The sequence below is a fragment of the Kitasatospora sp. NPDC096204 genome (assembly GCF_044763205.1).
Taxonomy (GTDB): domain Bacteria; phylum Actinomycetota; class Actinomycetes; order Streptomycetales; family Streptomycetaceae; genus Kitasatospora.
The window spans coordinates 28,954-44,376 of the sequence record NZ_JBIWFT010000041.1 but is presented as its reverse complement, the minus strand read 5'-3'; the positions used below and the strand labels follow the sequence as shown (position 1 = coordinate 44,376).

Here is a 15,423-nt window from a genome sequence, read left to right as displayed (position 1 = left end):
GGGGGCATGAGGCACCAGATGCGGGCTGAGTACGGCCAGGGCGGTGCGGCCGCGGGGGTGCGGCTGTGGCACGTGGTCCGGGGCGAGGAGAGCGTCGCGATGTGCGGGCGCGAACTCGAGCCGGGCGCGCGGGTGCGGGAGGCGGTGGACTGGGGGAAGACCCCGGAGCTGTGCTGCCACACCTGCGGGGCGTACTTCCTGCGCGAGGCGCCGTACTTGGCGGCCGAACACCACCAGTGAGGCCGGTCGCGTGAGGCCGTCTACTGTGACCGGCATGGAGGAACCCCTCGTCCGGCCGCGGCCGTTGACCACCGAGGCCGCCGGACTGCGCGCCGGTGCGCCCGAACTGCCCGAGTACGTCGACCGGTTGTGCGCCCTGGTCGAGCGGGTGGACCCGATGATCCACGCGTTCGTGCCGGAGCCCGGGCGGCACGGGCGGCTGCGGTCGCAGGCGCGGGAGCTGGCCGAGCGGTACCCGGAACCGGACGGGCGGCCGCCGCTGTACGGGGTGGCGGTGGGGGTCAAGGACATCGTGCACGTGGACGGGCTGCCCACGCACGGCGGTTCGGCGCTGCCGCCCGGGGTGCTGGCCGGGCCGCAGGCCGCGGTGGTGGACCGGCTGCGGGCGGCGGGAGCGCTGGTCGCGGGAAAGACGGTGACCGCCGAGTTCGCCGCGAGCGCTCCTGGCCCGACCCGCAACCCGCACCATCCGGGACACACCCCGGGCGGTTCCAGCAGCGGCTCGGCGGCGGCGGTCGCGGCCGGGCTGGTGCCGCTGGCGATCGGCACCCAGACCGTCGGCTCGGTGATCCGCCCGGCCGCGTACTGCGGGGTGGTGGGCTTCCGGCCGACGTACGGGCGGATCCCGGTCACCGGGGTGATCCCGAACGCGCCGAGCCTCGACACCCTCGGGACGTTCACCGCCGACCTGGCGGGCGCGGCCCTGGTGGCCCCGCTGCTCTGCGACGGCTGGCGCGCGGAGCCCGCGGCGCCGTCCGCGCCCGTGCTCGGGGTGCCGGACGGGACGTACCTGGAGCACGCCGAACCGGCCGCGCTGCGCGCCTTCGAGGAGCAGGTGGCGCGGCTGGCGCGGGCCGGGTTCACGGTGTGCCGGGTCGAGCTGTTCCCGGACTTCGCCGGGATCGTCCGGCAGGTGCAGGCGGTCAACCGCTTCGAGCTGGCCCGCAGCCACGCCGACTGGTTCGCCCGCTTCGGCGGGCTCTACCGGCCGGAGACGGTGGCGAGCATCCGGACCGGGCAGGGCGTCCCGGCCGAGGACCGGGCGGCCGGGCTGCGGTTCCGGGAGGAACTGGGCGAGCGGGTGGCCGCGGCGGGTGCGGCGGCCGGGGTGGACCTGTGGCTGGCGCCCTCGGCCACCGGCGGGGCGCCGGAGGGCCTGCACAGCACCGGGGACGCGGTGATGTCGCTGCCGTGGAGCTTCCTCGGGCGGCCGGCGCTCGGCCTGCCGGCCGGGCGGACCGCGCGGGGGCTGCCGCTGGGGCTCCAGGTGGTCGGCGCGGCGGGCGGGGACGAGCGGCTGCTGGCGCAGGCGGCGCTCCTCGAGGGCGTTCTGGCGGAGCGTTAGGCGCGCTGCCGGGGCTGCGCGCGGCCCTTCAGGAGGTCCGGGAGGCGCCGGTGCCCCCGGTGTTCGAGCTCCGGGCGGTGTCGGGGCCGCGCGGCTCGTCGGGGAAGCGCGGCCCGCCGATCAGGTAGAACAGGGCGGCGGTCGGGAAGCCGAGCGAGGCGGCCAGCAACACGATGAACTCCCAGAACATCTTCCGCTCCTCGTCAGTCGCGGGCGGCCCGGGCACCCGAAGGTGATCCCGAACCCGGCCCGCTCCGATGGGCCGAATCGTCCGGTCACTGTCCGACGGTATGGCCGAATCGCCCCGGCTGCCACCGGGCGCCGCGCCCCGGCCCGCGCCACACCGGCGCACGGGTCTGGGCGCGGGCGGGGGGCGGCGGCCACACTGTCGGGATGCAGCTACAGCTCGCAGGGGAAGCACGGCGGCCCGACCGCGAGAGCGAGGACTTCGCGGCGGCCTCGCCGGAGGCGGTGGTCCTGCTGGACGGCGCGAGCTCGCCGGCCGGCCTGGAGTCCGGGTGCCGGCACGGGACGGCCTGGTACGTGCGCAGGCTGGGCGTGCACCTGCTCGCCCGGCTCACCGACCGGGCGGACCGCTCGATCGCCGAGTGCCTGGCCGACGCCATCGTGGAGACGGCCGCGCTGCACGGCGGCCGCTGCGACCTGGCCCACCCCAACACCCCCGCCGCGATGGTCGTCGCGGCCCGGCGGCACGGCGAGGCGCTGGAGTACCTGGTGCTCGGCGACTCCCTGCTGGTGCTGGAGTTCAAGGACGGTCCGCCGAGGGTGATCGGGGACAACCAGCGCTTCCCCGGCGGGGAGGAGCTGCGCCGCCAGGTCTGGGAGACCGTCCCCGGCTCGGCCGAGCGGGCCGCGCTGCACCTGGAGTACGCGCTGGCCGTGCGCGCCGCCCGCAACCGGGGCAACGGCCCGTGGATCGCCGCCGCCAGCCCGCGGGCGGCCGAGCACGCCGAGACCGGCTTCGTGCGGCTGGACCGGCTGCACGCGCTGGCGGCCCTCACCGACGGTGCCTCGCGCTACACCGAGCGCTTCGGTCTCGGCAGTTGGGGCGACGCGCTGCGGCTGCTCGCCGAGTCGGGGCCGGGCGAGCTGATCGCCCAGGTGCGGGCGGTGGAGCGGGCGGACGCCGACTGCGCGCGCTGGCCGCGGGGCAAGACGCACGACGACGCCTCGGCCCTCTACGCGCTGCTGTAGCGGGGGACGGCGAGAACGGCGGAGCGGCCGCAGGTGGCACCTGCGGCCGCTCCGCCGTTCCGGCTCCGGAGCCCTCAGCGACCGGAAGCGGGGATGGTGCCGAGGCGGCCGGCCTGGAAGTCCTCCATGGCCTGCTGGAGTTCGCGGTGGCTGTTCATGACGAACGGGCCGTAGTGGGCGACGGGTTCGCGGATCGGGAGGCCGCCGAGGAGGACGACCTCGAAGTTGTTGTCGCGGGAGTCCTGCTTCTCGTCGGCGCGGATGGTGATCGAGTCGCCGTCGCCGAAGACGACGGCCTGGCCCCGGTGGAAGGGGCGCCGCTCCGCGCCCGCCGAGCCGCCGCCGGCGAGGCCGTAGGCGAGGGCGTTGAAGTCGGAGCGCCAGGGCAGGGTGATCTGGGCGCCGGGGCTGACCGAGGCGTGGATCATGGTGATCGGGGTGAAGGTGGTGCCGGGGCCCTGGTGGCCGTCGAGCTCGCCCGCGATCACCCGGAGCAGCGCGCCGCCGTCCTCGGTGCTGAGCAGCTTGACGCTGCCGCCGCGGATGTCCTGGTACTTCGGGGCGATCATCTTGTCCGAGGCGGGCAGGTTCACCCACAGCTGGAGGCCGTGGAAGAGGCCGCCGGACATCACCAGCGACTCCGGCGGGCTCTCGATGTGCAGCAGGCCGGAGCCGGCCGTCATCCACTGGGTGTCGCCGTCGGTGATGGTGCCACCGCCGCCGTGCGAGTCCTGGTGGATGAACGTTCCGTCAATGATGTAGGTGACGGTCTCGAAGCCGCGGTGCGGGTGCCAGGGGGTGCCCTTGGGCTCGCCGGCCGCGTAGTCCACCTCGCCCATCTGGTCCATCATGATGAACGGGTCGAGGTACTTCTGGTTGATCTTGGCGAAGGCGCGGCGGACGGGGAAGCCCTCGCCTTCGAAGCCCTCGGGGGCGGTCGCCACGGTGAGGACCGGCCGGGCGCTCGTGACGGCGGGGTCCGGCGTGGTGACGCGCGGGAGGGTCAGTGGGTTGTCGACGGTCACGGCGGGCATGTCGGCCTCCTTCGGGGGGTCTCTGGCCTACGTGCACGAGGTTAGTTCAATCCTCAACAACAAGCAAGTTGAATGTTGAACTATGTAGGGACAAAGGAGCGCGGGCTCCTCGTCCAGGATGGATCAGCCGTACATCCGGCGCATCGTGAAGTCGACCATCTGCTCGACGGCCTTGGCGTCGAACACCATCCGGTGCTCGCCCTCCATGTCCAGCGCGAAGCCGTAGCCGGTCGGCAGCAGGTCCAGGACCTCGGCGCCGGTGACGGTGAAGTGCTTGGAGTCCTTGCCGGCGTAGCGGCGCAGCTCCTTCAGCGAGCTGAACATCGGGATCACCGGCGTCGGGGTGTTGTGCAGCGCCAGGAAGCCGGGGCGGTCGCCGCGGGGGCAGTGCACCTTCGAGGTGATGAAGATCGCCTGGAAGTCCTCGACCGCCATCGAGCCGGTGGTGAAGGCCCGCACGGCGTCCGCGAGTGAGGGCGGCGAGGGTTCGGGGTACAGGGACTGCTGGGGGGCTTGCGCCTGCCCGCCGTAGGCGTCCGGTCCGGGCATGCCGTTCATGCCCTGCTGCGGTCCCGCCTGCTGCTGGTAGGGGTCGCCCGGGTATGTGTTCTGGTCATATCCGTACACACGGACAGGCTAGCGGTCGCGCACCCTCCTCCGCTGGCGCCGATCCTGACAAAGGAGTGGCCGTCCCGACTGTGGGACGTGACCACGTTCATAGCGGCGGATTCCCCGGCGGGGGCTTGCCCAAGTTACCGCTGGGTAGCATCATGATGCCTACTGGTGGGTACGGGACGCCGGAACGCGGCGGTCTCCCGGAAGCGACGAACCGGAGATAACGGCCATGGGTCACTACAAGTCCAACCTGCGGGACGTGGAGTTCAACCTCTTCGAGGTGTTCGGCCGCGAGCAGGTGTACGGCACCGGACCGTTCGCGGACATGGACGTCGAGACCGCGAAGAACATCCTCAGCGAGATCTCGCGCCTCGCCGAGAACGACCTCGCGGCGTCCTTCGCCGACACCGACCGCAACCCGCCGGTCTTCGACCCGGAGACCAACACCGCGCCGATCCCGGCGGCCTTCAAGAAGAGCTACCAGACCTTCATGGACGCCGAGTGGTGGCGTCTGGGCATCCCGGAGTCGATCGGTGGCCAGGTCACCCCGAACTCGCTGATCTGGGCCTTCGCCGAGCAGATCCTGGGCTCCAACCCGGCCATCTGGATGTACTCCTCCGGCCCGGCCTTCGCCGGCGTCATCGCCGAGGAGGGCACCGAGGAGCAGCTCGAGGTCGCCAAGCGGATGACCGACCGCCTGTGGGGCTCCACCATGGTCCTCACCGAGCCCGACGCGGGCTCCGACGTGGGCGCCGGCCGCACCAAGGCGATCCAGCAGGAGGACGGCTCCTGGCACATCGAGGGCGTGAAGCGCTTCATCACCTCGGGCGAGCACGACATGTCCGAGAACATCATCCACATGGTGCTGGCCCGCCCCGAGGGCGGCAAGCCCGGCACCAAGGGCCTGGGCCTGTTCATCGTCCCCAAGTTCGACTTCGACTGGGAGACCGGCGAGCTGGGCGAGCGCAACGGCGTCTACGCCACCAACGTCGAGCACAAGATGGGCCTCAAGGCCTCGAACACCTGCGAGATGACCTTCGGCGCCAAGCACCCGGCCAAGGGCTGGCTGCTGGGCGAGAAGGTCGACGGCATCCGCCAGATGTTCAAGATCATCGAGTTCGCCCGGATGATGGTCGGCACGAAGGCCATCGCCACCCTCTCCACCGGCTACCTGAACGCCCTGGAGTACGCCAAGGAGCGCGTGCAGGGCGCCGACATCTCGCAGTTCCTGGACAAGACCGCCCCGCGCGTCACCATCACCCACCACCCGGACGTGCGCCGCTCGCTGCTGACCCAGAAGGCCTACGCCGAGGGCATGCGCGCGCTGGTGCTGTTCACCGCGTCCACCCAGGACGACATGATGGCCGCCAAGCTGCGCGGCGAGCGCGACGAGGCCGCCGAGCGCCTCAACGACCTGCTGCTGCCGATCGTCAAGGGCTACGGCTCGGAGAAGTCCTACGAGCAGCTCGCCCAGTCCCTGCAGACCTTCGGTGGCTCCGGCTACCTGCAGGAGTACCCGATCGAGCAGTACATCCGGGACGCCAAGATCGACACCCTGTACGAGGGCACCACCGCCATCCAGGGCCAGGACTTCTTCTTCCGCAAGATCGTCAAGGATGGCGGCCAGGCGCTCACCGCGCTGTCCGAGCAGATCCAGAAGTTCATCGGCTCCGCCGCCGGCGGCGACGCCCTGGCCGCCGAGCGCGACCTGCTCGCCAAGGCCGCGGGCGACCTCGAGGCCATCATCGGCAAGCTCCTGGCCGACCTCTCCTCGGTCGAGCAGGACGTCAAGAACATGTACAAGGTGGGCCTCAACACCACCCGCCTGCTGATGGTCTCCGGCGACGTCGTGGTCGGCTGGCTGCTGCTGCGCCAGGCCGCGGTGGCCCTGGCCAAGCTGGAGGCCGGCGCTTCGGAGAAGGACGTCCCCTTCTACCAGGGCAAGGTCGCGGCGGCCCGCTTCTTCGCCAAGAACGTCCTGCCGACCGTCGCCCCGCAGCGCCTGATCGCCGAGGGCATCGACAACGAGATCATGGAGCTGGCGGAGGAGGCCTTCTGAGCCTCGGTCGCTGACCTGACCGCCTGACACACCCTCACACCGAAGGGCCCGGCTGCCACCGGGCCCTTCGGTGTGTCGGTGCCGAGGTGCCGAGGTGCCGATGCGCTGTGGTGCCGCGGTGCCGAGCCGTCGACGTGCCGTGGTGCCGTGGTGCCGTGGTGCCCGGGGCGGAACCCCCCGCTCCCGCAGGGCGGTTCGCGGGCACGTGCGGGGCACATCTCGAACGAGGTGTTCCGAATGCCCTGTCTGTGTACGGGCATATGCTCAGGTGCGAAGCCGACTCCCCATCCGGCTTCGGCCCTCACTCGACCCAGGAGCAGTATGTCGACCGCCGCCCGCCAGGCATTCTTCGACCGGACGCACAGCGACGACCTGATCGCGTTCCTCGGCACCTCGCCGTCTCCGTACCACGCGGTGGCGAGCGCCGCCGAGCGGCTGGAGAAGGCGGGCTTCCGGCAGGTCTCCGAGACGGACGCGTGGGACACCGCGGCCGGCGGGCGCTACCTGATCCGCGGGGGCGCGCTGATCGCCTGGTACCTGCCGGAGGGAGCGGGCCCCGAGACGCCGTTCCGGATCGTCGGCACCCACACCGACTCGCCCAACCTGCGGGTCAAGCCGGTGCCGGACACCGGTTCGGAGGGCTGGCGGCAGGTCGCCGTGGAGATCTACGGCGGCGTCCCGCTGAACACCTGGCTGGACCGCGACCTCGGCCTGTCCGGCCGGCTCGCGCTCAAGGACGGCACCGCCCGGCTGGTCCAGCTGGACGAGCCGCTGCTGCGCGTGCCGCAGCTCGCCATCCACCTGGACCGCCAGGTCAACGAGGGCATGAAGCTCGACAAGCAGCGCCACCTCACCCCGATCTGGGGCCTCGGCCCGGTCGACGAGGGCGCGCTGATCTCCTACGTCGCCGAGCGGGCCGGCCTGGCCGCCGCCGACGTGGTCGGCTGGGACCTCATGACCCACGACGTCCAGCCCGCCTCCTACCTGGGCCGCGACCGCGAGCTGCTGGCCGCCCCGCGCCTGGACAACCTGCTCTCGGTGCACGCGGCCACCGCCGCGCTCGCCGCGGTCGCCACCGCCGACGGCGCCGCCCGGCTGCCGTACATCCCGGTGCTGGCCGCCTTCGACCACGAGGAGACCGGAAGCGAGTCCGACACCGGCGCGCAGAGCCCGCTGCTCGGCAACGTGCTGGACCGGACGATCCACGCGCGCGGCGGCACCACCGAGGACCGGGCCCGGGCGCTCGCCGGCACCGTCTGCCTCTCCTCGGACATGGGCCACGCCGTCCACCCGAACTACAGCGAGCGGCACGAGCCGGGCCACCACCCGATGCCGAACGGCGGGCCGATCCTCAAGGTCAACGTCAACAACCGCTACGCGACCGACGGCGTCGGCCGGGCGGTGTTCGCGGCCGCCTGTGAGAAGGCGGGCGTGCCGTGGCAGACCTTCGTCTCCAACAACGCCATGCCCTGCGGTACGACGATCGGCCCGATCACGGCGGCGCGGCTGGGCATCAGGACGGTGGACTGCGGCATCGCGGCGCTCTCCATGCACTCGGCGCGCGAGCTGTGCGGGGCGGAGGACCCGTACCTGCTGGCGAGCGCGCTCAAGGCCTTCCTGGAGGGCTGAGCACGGCTCGCGGAAGGGGCCCGGCGGACGACCGCCGGGCCCCTTCCCGTTGCTCCGCTCCGTGCGCCCCGGGCTACTCCATCCCGGCCAGGACCAGCGGGAGGCGGCGGGCGCCGTCGGCGACCAGCTTCACCGGCACGCCCCAGTCCTGCTGGTGCACGTGGCAGGCCGGGTACTCGATCTCCGGGTCGTCGTCGCAGGAGGCGGCCATCGCCGAGACGTGCAGCACGCCCTCGGCGACCTCGGCGGAGAGCACCAGCTCGCGGGAGAGGTCGCTGTCCGCGCCGGCTCCGGAGACCAGCAGCTCGGGCGGGGTCGCGCTGACCAGCAGCCGGGTGGACGGGCCGTAGCGCTCGTCCAGCTTCTGGCCGTTCGGCGCCTCGAAGACCACGTCCAGCCGGAAGGCGCCCGGGGCGACCTCGGTGGCCGCGCGCTGGGTGCGGTGCGCCACCGACTCGACCCGTACCGCCTCCTCCGGCAGCCGCAGCCTGGTCAGCCGGTGCCGGGCCGACTCGACCACCACCACGTCGCCGTCCACCAGCACCGCCCCGGAGGGCTCGCGCAGGTCGGTGGCCAGCGTCCCGACCTCGCCGCTCGCCGGGTCGTAGCGGCGCAGCGCGTGGTTGTAGGTGTCGGCGACGGCCACCGAGCCGTCCGGCAGCACGGTGACGCCCAGCGGGTGCTGGAACAGCGCCTGGTCGGCCGCGCCGTCGCGGTGGCCGAAGTCGAACAGGCCGGTGCCGACGGCGGTGTGGACCGTTCGTGTTTCACGTGAAACCCAGCGCAGCGCGGAGGTCTCGGAGTCCGCCACCCAGAGCCGCTCGCCGTCCGCCGAGACCGCGAGGCCGGATGGCTGGGCGAACCAGGCCTCGGCGACGGGCCCGTCCACCAGGCCCTCGTTGGTGGTGCCGGCCGCGACCGCGACCGTGCCGGCGGCCGGGTCGTACGACCACAGCTGGTGCACGCCGGCCATCGCGATCCACACCCGGCCGTCGAACCAGGCGACGTCCCACGGCGAGGAGAGGTCCACCTCGCGGGCCGGGCCCTCGGTGGCCGAGCCCTGCCACCACTGCCGGCCGGTGCCGGCCAGGGTGGTCACCAGGCCGTCGGAGAGCCGGACGCCGCGCAGGGCGTGGTTGACGGTGTCGGCGACGACCACGTCGTACTCCGAGCCCTCCGGCAGCAGCGCGAGGCCCTGCGGCTCGCTGAACCGCGGGCCGGCGCCGTCCGTGCCGTCGCCGTCCACCAGGCCGCGCTGCCCGTCGCCGATCCGGCGCACCACCGTCTCGCCGTCCTCGGCCAGCTCGACCAGCGAGTGGTGGCCGGAGTCGGCGACCAGGAAGTGACCGTTCGGCAGCCGGAGTGCCTTGCCGGGGAACTTGAGGTCCCCGGCGGTCGGCTCCGGCGCCACGTACGGGCCGTCGCCGCGGCGCAGCGTGCCCTTCGCGGCGTGCTCGGCCTCCAGCTCCTCGACCAGCCGGGCGAGCGCGTGGGCGTGGCCCTCGCCGGCGTGCTGGGCGACCACGTAGCCCTCCGGGTCGATCACCACCAGGGTCGGCCAGGCCCGGACGGCGTACTGCTTCCAGGTGGCCAGCGCCGGGTCGTCCAGCACGGGGTGGTGCACCTCGTAGCGGGCGACGGCGTCGACGACGGCCTCGTGGTCGGCCTCGTGCACGAACTTCGGCGAGTGCACCCCGACGATCACCACGGTGTCGCGGTGCTTCTCCTCCAGTTCCCGCAGCTCGTCCAGGACGTGCAGACAGTTGATGCAGCAGAAGGTCCAGAAGTCCAGGATGGTGATCTTGCCGCGGAAGTCGGCGAGGGTGAGCTCCTTGCCGCCGGTGTTCAGCCAACCGCCTGCCCCGACGAGTTCGGGGGCGCGTACACGTGCACGAGATGCCATGCGTCAATCAAACCGCACGGCGGGGGCCCGCATTCCGGGTGAGGTCGGCCTGCCAGCGGGTCTCGCCGTCCTGGGTGCGGGTGGTGGGGTGCAGGCCGAGGGCGCGGGCGACCTTGGCGGAGGCGTGGTGGTCGGGGTGGATGTGGGCGACGGCGGTGCGGACGCCGGCGGCGGCGAGGTGGGCGAGCAGGGCGCGGGCGGCCTCGGTGGCCAGGCCGCGGCGCTGCCAGGGAGTGCCGACCACCCAGGCGAGTTCGGCCTCGTCGGGGCGGACGGTGGTCTGCACGTAGCCGGTGAGGGCGCCGTCGGCGCGCAACCGCAGCACCCAGTTGCCCCAGGCCTCGGCCGGGTCGGGGGAACCGGCGGCGAGCCGGGCGCAGCGGGCGCGCTGCTCCTCGACGGTGGCAGGTCGGCCGCCGGTGTGGGCGTGCAGGGCCGGGTCGGCGAGCGCGGCCGCCAGCTCCTCGGCGTGCTCGGGCGCGATCGGCAGCAGGTCGAGGCGCTCGCTGCGCAGCTCGGCGGTGGTGAGGTCGGGGTGCATGGCGGTATTGAAGGGGATCGGGGGCCGCCGCGCGAAGGGGTTTCCGGCCGGTGTTCCCGTGGCGGTGCTTCTCCGCGGCCGGGGGCTCGGGGTCGAATGGGACGACGTCAACACGAGGAGGTCGCACGGTGCGGTACCTGGTCAGGGAGAAGCTGTTCGCGGTCGGCGACGACTACTGGATCGAGGACGACCGGGGCCACAAGGCGTACCTGGTGGACGGCAAGGTGATGCGGGTGCGGGACACCTTCGAACTGAAGGACGCGCACGGGCGGGTGGTCGCGGTGGTGAAGGAGAAGATGCTCACCGTCCGCGACGCGATGAGGATCGAGGACGCCGACGGCGAGGTGGTCGCCACCGTCCGGGAGAAGCTGTTCACCCCGTTCCGGGACAAGTACCTGGTGGAGCTGGCCTCCGGCGGCGAGCTGAAGATCCACGGCAACCTGATCGACAAGGACTACCGGATCGAGAACCAGCACGGCGACGAGCTGGCCAGAATCAGCCGCACGTGGTTCCGGATCCGGGACACCTACGGGGTGGAGATCGCCGACGGCGCCGACACCGGTCTGCTGCTCGCCGTCGCGGCCTGCGTCGACCACCTGGTGCGGGAGGAGGACTGACCCGTCCCCGGTTTCCTGATCCCGGTCCGCCCCTCACCCGGGTGGGGTATCTTTTGCCAACCCTTGACCGTGTCGGTCGGGGGCCCTGACCGACAGGTCGAGGGGTACGGCGTGAGCGGACCGGGGGCTGGAACCACGATGAACGACATCCTGCACGGGCTCGGCGCGGCGGCCGCCTACGGCGCCCTCGGTGTGGTGCTGCTGCTCCTCGGCATCGGCTTGGTCGACCTGCTGACGCCCGGCAGGCTCGGCCACCAGATCTGGGTCGAGCGCAACCGCAACGCCGCCGTCCTGCTCAGCTCCGCGCTGCTCGGCATCGGCGGCATCGTCTTCACCGCGATCGTGTACACCTACGCCGACTTCGCCAAGGGCCTGGTGTCGACGGCCTGTTACGGCCTGCTCGGGCTGGTGCTGATGGCCGTCGCGTTCTGGCTGGTGGACCTGCTGACGCCGGGCAGGCTCGGCGCGATCCTGGTCGAGCCGGAGCCGCACCCGGCGGTGTGGGTCTCCGCCGCCTGCAACATCGCGGTGGCGGCGGTGGTGTCGGCCGCGATCGCCTGACGACCGCTCCGGGTGCCGGGTCGGGCGTTCGGCTGCCGGGCCGGGCCGGGCCTTCGGGAGCGCTACGCCAGGTGCGGCGCCTTGCCCAGGACGTGCTGCTCCCCCCAGTCCCCCAGCGGCCCCAGCGCCGTGTTGAGCCGGAGCCCCGCCTCGGTCAGCTCGTACTCGACCCGCGGCGGCACCTCCTCGTACGCCTCCCGGTGCACGATGCCGTCCGCCTCCATCTCGCGCAGGTGCGCGGCCAGCACCTTCTCGGTGATGCCCGGCAGCAGTCGGCGCAGCTCGCCGAAGCGGCAGCGCGGGCGTTCGGCCAGGGCCCAGAGGATCGACACCTTCCACCGGCCGGCGATCACGTCCATCGCGGCGTCCGTCCCGCAGACGTGTGCCCCCGGCCTCGGCACGATCGCCATGCCCACCCCTCCCGGTCCCTGTGAGCTCGATGCTCACCCCAGGGTAACCGCCCACTTCGAAGTGCGTACTTGATCGTTCACCGGGGTCGCGCGGAGGCTGACTGCCATGGCAACCAACCCCGCTGAGAACCCGTCGAAGACCCCGCTCACCCTGCTCGGCCTCGGTGCGATGGGCACCGCGCTGGCCGAGGCCTGGCTCGCCGCCGGGCACCCGCTGACCGTCTGGAACCGCACCGCCGCCCGCGCCGAAGCGCTCGCCGCCCGCGGCGCCACCGTCGCCGCCACCGCCGCGGAGGCCGTCGCGGCGAACCGGCTGGTCGTCGTCTGCCTGCTCGACGACGCCTCCGTGCTGGAGGCGCTGGACGGCGCCGACCTGACCGGCAAGGACCTGGTCAACCTGGTCACCAACACCCCCGGGCAGTCCCGCCTCCGCGCCGCCTGGGCCGAGCGGCACGGCGCCCGCTACCTGGACGGCGCGATCATGGCCGTCCCGCCGATGATCGGTGTCCCGGTCTCCGGCGGGTACGTGTTCTACGGCGGCTCGGCCGAACTGTTCGAGGAGCACCGGGACACCCTCGCCGCCCCGGCCGACACCCGGTACGTGGGCGCGGACGCCGGGCACGCGGCGCTGTACGACGTGGCGCTGCTCAGCGGGATGTACGGGATGTTCGCCGGGGTCGCGCAGGCCTTCGCGCTGATCCGCGGCGAGTCCGTGGCCCCGAGCGAGCTGGCGCCGCTGCTGGGCGACTGGATCTCAGCGATGTCCCACTCGGTGGGCACGACCGCGGAACAGCTGGAGAGCGGCGACTACACCAAGGGCGTGGTGTCCGGCCTGGCGATGCAGGTGGCCGCCAAGGGGACCATCCTGCGCACCGCCGAGGAGCAGGGGGTGAGCCCCGAACTGATCGAGCCGTACTTCCGGTTGATGGAGCGTCGACTGGAGATCGGCAGCGGCGAGGAGGACCTGTCCGGGGTCGTCGACCTGCTGCGACGGTGAGGCCCGGCCGGTAACGTACCGGCATGGCAGACCTAGAAGAACGCGCCACCGTCGTCGCGTCCGACCCACGGCAGGCCGGGGCGGGGGTGGTGGTCCGACCGCGCCGCGCCGACGACCTCGCCGACTGCGTCCGGGTGCTGGGCGACGTCCACGCCGCCGACGGCTACCCCGCCGACTGGCCCGACCGGCCCGCCGCCTGGCTCACCCCGGACGGCCTGCTGGCCGCCTGGGTCGCCGAGTCGGACGGCCGGCTCGTCGGCCACGTGGGCGTCGCCCGCAGCGCCCCGGGCGACCTCGCCCCCGCCCTGTGGAGCCACCGCACCGGCGGCCGCCCGGAACTCGCCACCGTGATCGGCCGGCTCTACGTCGCCCCCGGGGCGCGTGGTCGCCTCATCGGCGCCCGGCTGCTGGCCTGCGCCGTGGCGCACGCGCGGGCGCTCGGCCTGCACCCGGTGCTCGACGTGCTCGCCACCGACACCGCCGCGGTGGCCCTCTACCGCCGCCTCGGCTGGACCCACCTCGGCGGCGGCGACCAGCGGTGGGCCTCCGGACGGACCGTCACCGTCCACTGCTTCGCCGCGCCGAGGGGGTGAGCCCGGGCCCGCCCGGCCGCCGTGGCCGGGCGGCCTCACGGCGGCCGGGAGAACGGCGGACCACGCCTCCAGGCCTACCGGCCGTCGGGCCCCGGCCGGTGTCCCCGCCGGTGTCCCAGCCGGGGCCTCGGCCATGGCGACGTCCTGGGAGGACTCGGCCGGCAGGACCGAAGCCACCGTGGCCTCGACCGCTGGGAGCCGAGGAAGACCGGTCGCCGCGTGGACGTCGAGCCGGCCGGGTCGGAGCCGTCCGTTCACGCGTGCCCCCGAGGGGCGCCGCCGACCCGGTCCTCGTCGCCGTGGAAGGCGTCGGCCTCGGCCTCGGCCCGCATCCGCGCGGCCTCGACCGCGGGATCGCCCCGCCACCCGCGTCGGAGCTCTGCCACGGGAACGAAGCGCCGGCGGTTGTCGATCGGCCGGATCCCGGCGATCTCCGCACCGGCGCGGGTGATGCGGTAGATCTCGCCGGCTTCGACGTCATCGGGTACGGCCTTGGACCGCGCCGCGAGTTCGCGCTGCGTGACGGTCTTCATGGCGCCACTGTCCCGCGCCGTGGAGCTTCGTGTCGCGCTTCGGGGGCCGCCCCGGTCCCCCGGGTGGGGGAGCCGGATCACCGCGTCGGGGGAGGGGCGGTGCGGGCGGCGCGGGCGAGCCTGGCGGCATGGTGAGAAACGGGTGGGCGGTGACCGGCTGGGGCCTCGGGTGCGCCGGGTTCGGGCTGGGGTGCGCGCTGAACGGGACGGAGCTGTTCGGGGCGGGGCGGTCGGGGTGGGTGGTGGCCGGGGTGGGGGTGGTCTCGGCCGCCGCCGGCCTGGCGGTGGTGCGGCGGCAGCCGGTGCTCCGGCTCCGATGGCTCCGGTGGCTGCTGTGGGCGCTGTGCGGGGCGGCCGCGGTGGGGGCCTGGGGACTGCTGATGGACGGGGTGACGCTGCTGTTCGGCCAGTCGGTGGACAGCGTCCCCGACTCGGTGGAGCGCGCCCTGGCGGCGGTGGGGGCGGTGCTGCTGGCCCGCACCGCCCTGGGGGCACGGCCCGGTGGCCGGGGCGGTCGGGCCGGACGGGCCGTGCCCGCTCCCACGGCGGCTCCGCCGCTCGTCCAACTCGCCGCCTGGGCGGGAACCCTGGCGTTCGTGCCGTATGTGCTGATGAAGCTGGTCTGGGCGCTCGGCGGTTCCTTCGCCGGAGTCGGCGGCGACCGGATGTACGACGACTACGTGCGCAACGGGTCCTCCGGGCTCTGGCTCGCCCTGGAGCGCTGGGGGCTCGACGGCACGATGCTGCTGGCGCTGCTCGGGGTGTTCCTGCTCTGGGGGCTGGTCCGGCCGTGGGGGCAGGTCTTCCCGCGCTGGACCCTGCCGCTGCGCGGCCGCCGGGTGCCGCGCTGGCTGCCGCTCACCCCGGCCCTGCTGGGCGCGGCCACGCTGGCGCCGTACGGGGTCCTCGGGATCGGCTACCTGACGCTGTGCACCGCCGGGGTGACGCGGATCAGGCTGGGCGCCTTCGCCAGTGAGCAGAGCGCGTTGGAGGTCGGTTGGGTCGGGATGTGCGGGTTCGCCGGGTACGGGGTCGCGCTGATGGTGGCCGCCCGGTCGTACTGGCGGCGGACGGGTGGGTCGGCCGGGGTGCGCTGAGGCCGGGGTTTGCCGAGGCCGGGGTTTGCTGAGG

17 protein-coding genes are annotated in these 15,423 nt (G+C 73.5%); 10 read left to right on the top strand and 7 right to left on the bottom strand.

The annotated features are described in order from the left end of the window. Positions 1-6 precede the first annotated feature (6 nt). Together ACIQ87_RS33300 and ACIQ87_RS33295 are read left to right on the top strand one after the other, a co-directional pair. Positions 7-240, top strand: coding sequence for a hypothetical protein (locus ACIQ87_RS33300; RefSeq protein WP_402414196.1), 234 nt, complete (start codon positions 7-9; stop codon positions 238-240). Positions 241-274: 34 nt separating this feature from the next. Then, positions 275-1,585: an amidase gene (locus tag ACIQ87_RS33295; protein WP_402414193.1), complete on the top strand. Its 1,311-nt coding sequence runs from the start codon at positions 275-277 to the stop codon at positions 1,583-1,585. Positions 1,586-1,613: 28 nt separating this feature from the next. On the opposite strand, the gene ACIQ87_RS33290 is transcribed toward ACIQ87_RS33295, so the two are convergent. Beyond that, positions 1,614-1,775 carry a hypothetical protein gene (locus tag ACIQ87_RS33290; RefSeq protein ID WP_402414190.1) on the bottom strand — a complete coding sequence of 54 codons (162 nt, stop codon included), beginning with the start codon at positions 1,773-1,775 and terminating at the stop codon, positions 1,614-1,616. A 203-nt stretch (positions 1,776-1,978) separates the two neighbouring features. On the opposite strand from ACIQ87_RS33290, the gene ACIQ87_RS33285 reads away from it, so the two are divergent. Next, positions 1,979-2,800, top strand: coding sequence for an integrase (locus ACIQ87_RS33285; RefSeq protein WP_402414188.1), 822 nt, complete (start codon positions 1,979-1,981; stop codon positions 2,798-2,800). A gap of 74 nt (positions 2,801-2,874) precedes the next feature. Here ACIQ87_RS33285 and ACIQ87_RS33280 read toward each other — a convergent pair whose 3' ends face one another. After that, on the bottom strand, positions 2,875-3,834 hold the full coding sequence (locus ACIQ87_RS33280; RefSeq protein WP_402414186.1) for a pirin family protein: 960 nt from the start codon (positions 3,832-3,834) through the stop codon (positions 2,875-2,877). 123 nt (positions 3,835-3,957) lie between these two features. Further along, on the bottom strand, positions 3,958-4,461 hold the full coding sequence (locus ACIQ87_RS33275; RefSeq protein ID WP_392881702.1) for an SseB family protein: 504 nt from the start codon (positions 4,459-4,461) through the stop codon (positions 3,958-3,960). A gap of 217 nt (positions 4,462-4,678) precedes the next feature. Here ACIQ87_RS33275 and ACIQ87_RS33270 point away from each other — a divergent pair, with 217 nt between their 5' ends. Next, complete coding sequence (locus ACIQ87_RS33270; protein ID WP_402414183.1) at positions 4,679-6,508, top strand: acyl-CoA dehydrogenase; 1,830 nt, start codon at positions 4,679-4,681, stop codon at positions 6,506-6,508. Positions 6,509-6,829: 321 nt separating this feature from the next. Continuing rightward, positions 6,830-8,137, top strand: a complete 1,308-nt coding sequence (locus ACIQ87_RS33265; RefSeq protein WP_402414181.1) for a M18 family aminopeptidase — start codon at positions 6,830-6,832, stop codon at positions 8,135-8,137. Between the two features lie 73 nt (positions 8,138-8,210). Here the strand turns inward: ACIQ87_RS33265 and ACIQ87_RS33260 are convergent, their stop codons facing one another. Both ACIQ87_RS33260 and ACIQ87_RS33255 read right to left on the bottom strand, forming a co-directional pair. Further along, complete coding sequence (locus tag ACIQ87_RS33260) at positions 8,211-10,040, bottom strand: NHL domain-containing thioredoxin family protein (RefSeq protein WP_402414178.1); 1,830 nt, start codon at positions 10,038-10,040, stop codon at positions 8,211-8,213. A gap of 7 nt (positions 10,041-10,047) precedes the next feature. Continuing rightward, positions 10,048-10,581 carry a GNAT family N-acetyltransferase gene (locus ACIQ87_RS33255; RefSeq protein ID WP_402414175.1) on the bottom strand — a complete coding sequence of 178 codons (534 nt, stop codon included), beginning with the start codon at positions 10,579-10,581 and terminating at the stop codon, positions 10,048-10,050. Positions 10,582-10,709: 128 nt separating this feature from the next. Between ACIQ87_RS33255 and ACIQ87_RS33250 the strand changes: the two genes are divergently transcribed. Further along, the gene (locus tag ACIQ87_RS33250; protein ID WP_402414173.1) at positions 10,710-11,198 is read left to right on the top strand and encodes an LURP-one-related/scramblase family protein; all 489 of its coding nucleotides are present in this window, start codon (positions 10,710-10,712) and stop codon (positions 11,196-11,198) included. Positions 11,199-11,336: 138 nt separating this feature from the next. Then, complete coding sequence (locus ACIQ87_RS33245; protein WP_402414171.1) at positions 11,337-11,759, top strand: DUF350 domain-containing protein; 423 nt, start codon at positions 11,337-11,339, stop codon at positions 11,757-11,759. A gap of 62 nt (positions 11,760-11,821) precedes the next feature. On the opposite strand, the gene ACIQ87_RS33240 is transcribed toward ACIQ87_RS33245, so the two are convergent. Next, positions 11,822-12,169 carry a winged helix-turn-helix transcriptional regulator gene (locus tag ACIQ87_RS33240; RefSeq protein ID WP_402414169.1) on the bottom strand — a complete coding sequence of 116 codons (348 nt, stop codon included), beginning with the start codon at positions 12,167-12,169 and terminating at the stop codon, positions 11,822-11,824. Positions 12,170-12,275: 106 nt separating this feature from the next. Here ACIQ87_RS33240 and ACIQ87_RS33235 point away from each other — a divergent pair, with 106 nt between their 5' ends. Next, positions 12,276-13,166 (top strand): NAD(P)-dependent oxidoreductase, encoded by an 891-nt coding sequence (locus ACIQ87_RS33235; RefSeq protein WP_402414167.1) that lies wholly within the window; start codon positions 12,276-12,278, stop codon positions 13,164-13,166. Between the two features lie 23 nt (positions 13,167-13,189). Then, on the top strand, positions 13,190-13,759 hold the full coding sequence (locus tag ACIQ87_RS33230) for a GNAT family N-acetyltransferase (protein ID WP_402414165.1): 570 nt from the start codon (positions 13,190-13,192) through the stop codon (positions 13,757-13,759). A 254-nt stretch (positions 13,760-14,013) separates the two neighbouring features. Here the strand turns inward: ACIQ87_RS33230 and ACIQ87_RS33225 are convergent, their stop codons facing one another. After that, a complete protein-coding gene (locus ACIQ87_RS33225; RefSeq protein ID WP_402414163.1) occupies positions 14,014-14,292 on the bottom strand; it encodes a type II toxin-antitoxin system Phd/YefM family antitoxin in 279 nt (92 codons plus the stop codon). Positions 14,293-14,420: 128 nt separating this feature from the next. Here ACIQ87_RS33225 and ACIQ87_RS33220 point away from each other — a divergent pair, with 128 nt between their 5' ends. Beyond that, on the top strand, positions 14,421-15,389 hold the full coding sequence (locus ACIQ87_RS33220; RefSeq protein ID WP_402414160.1) for a hypothetical protein: 969 nt from the start codon (positions 14,421-14,423) through the stop codon (positions 15,387-15,389). Positions 15,390-15,423 lie beyond the last annotated feature (34 nt).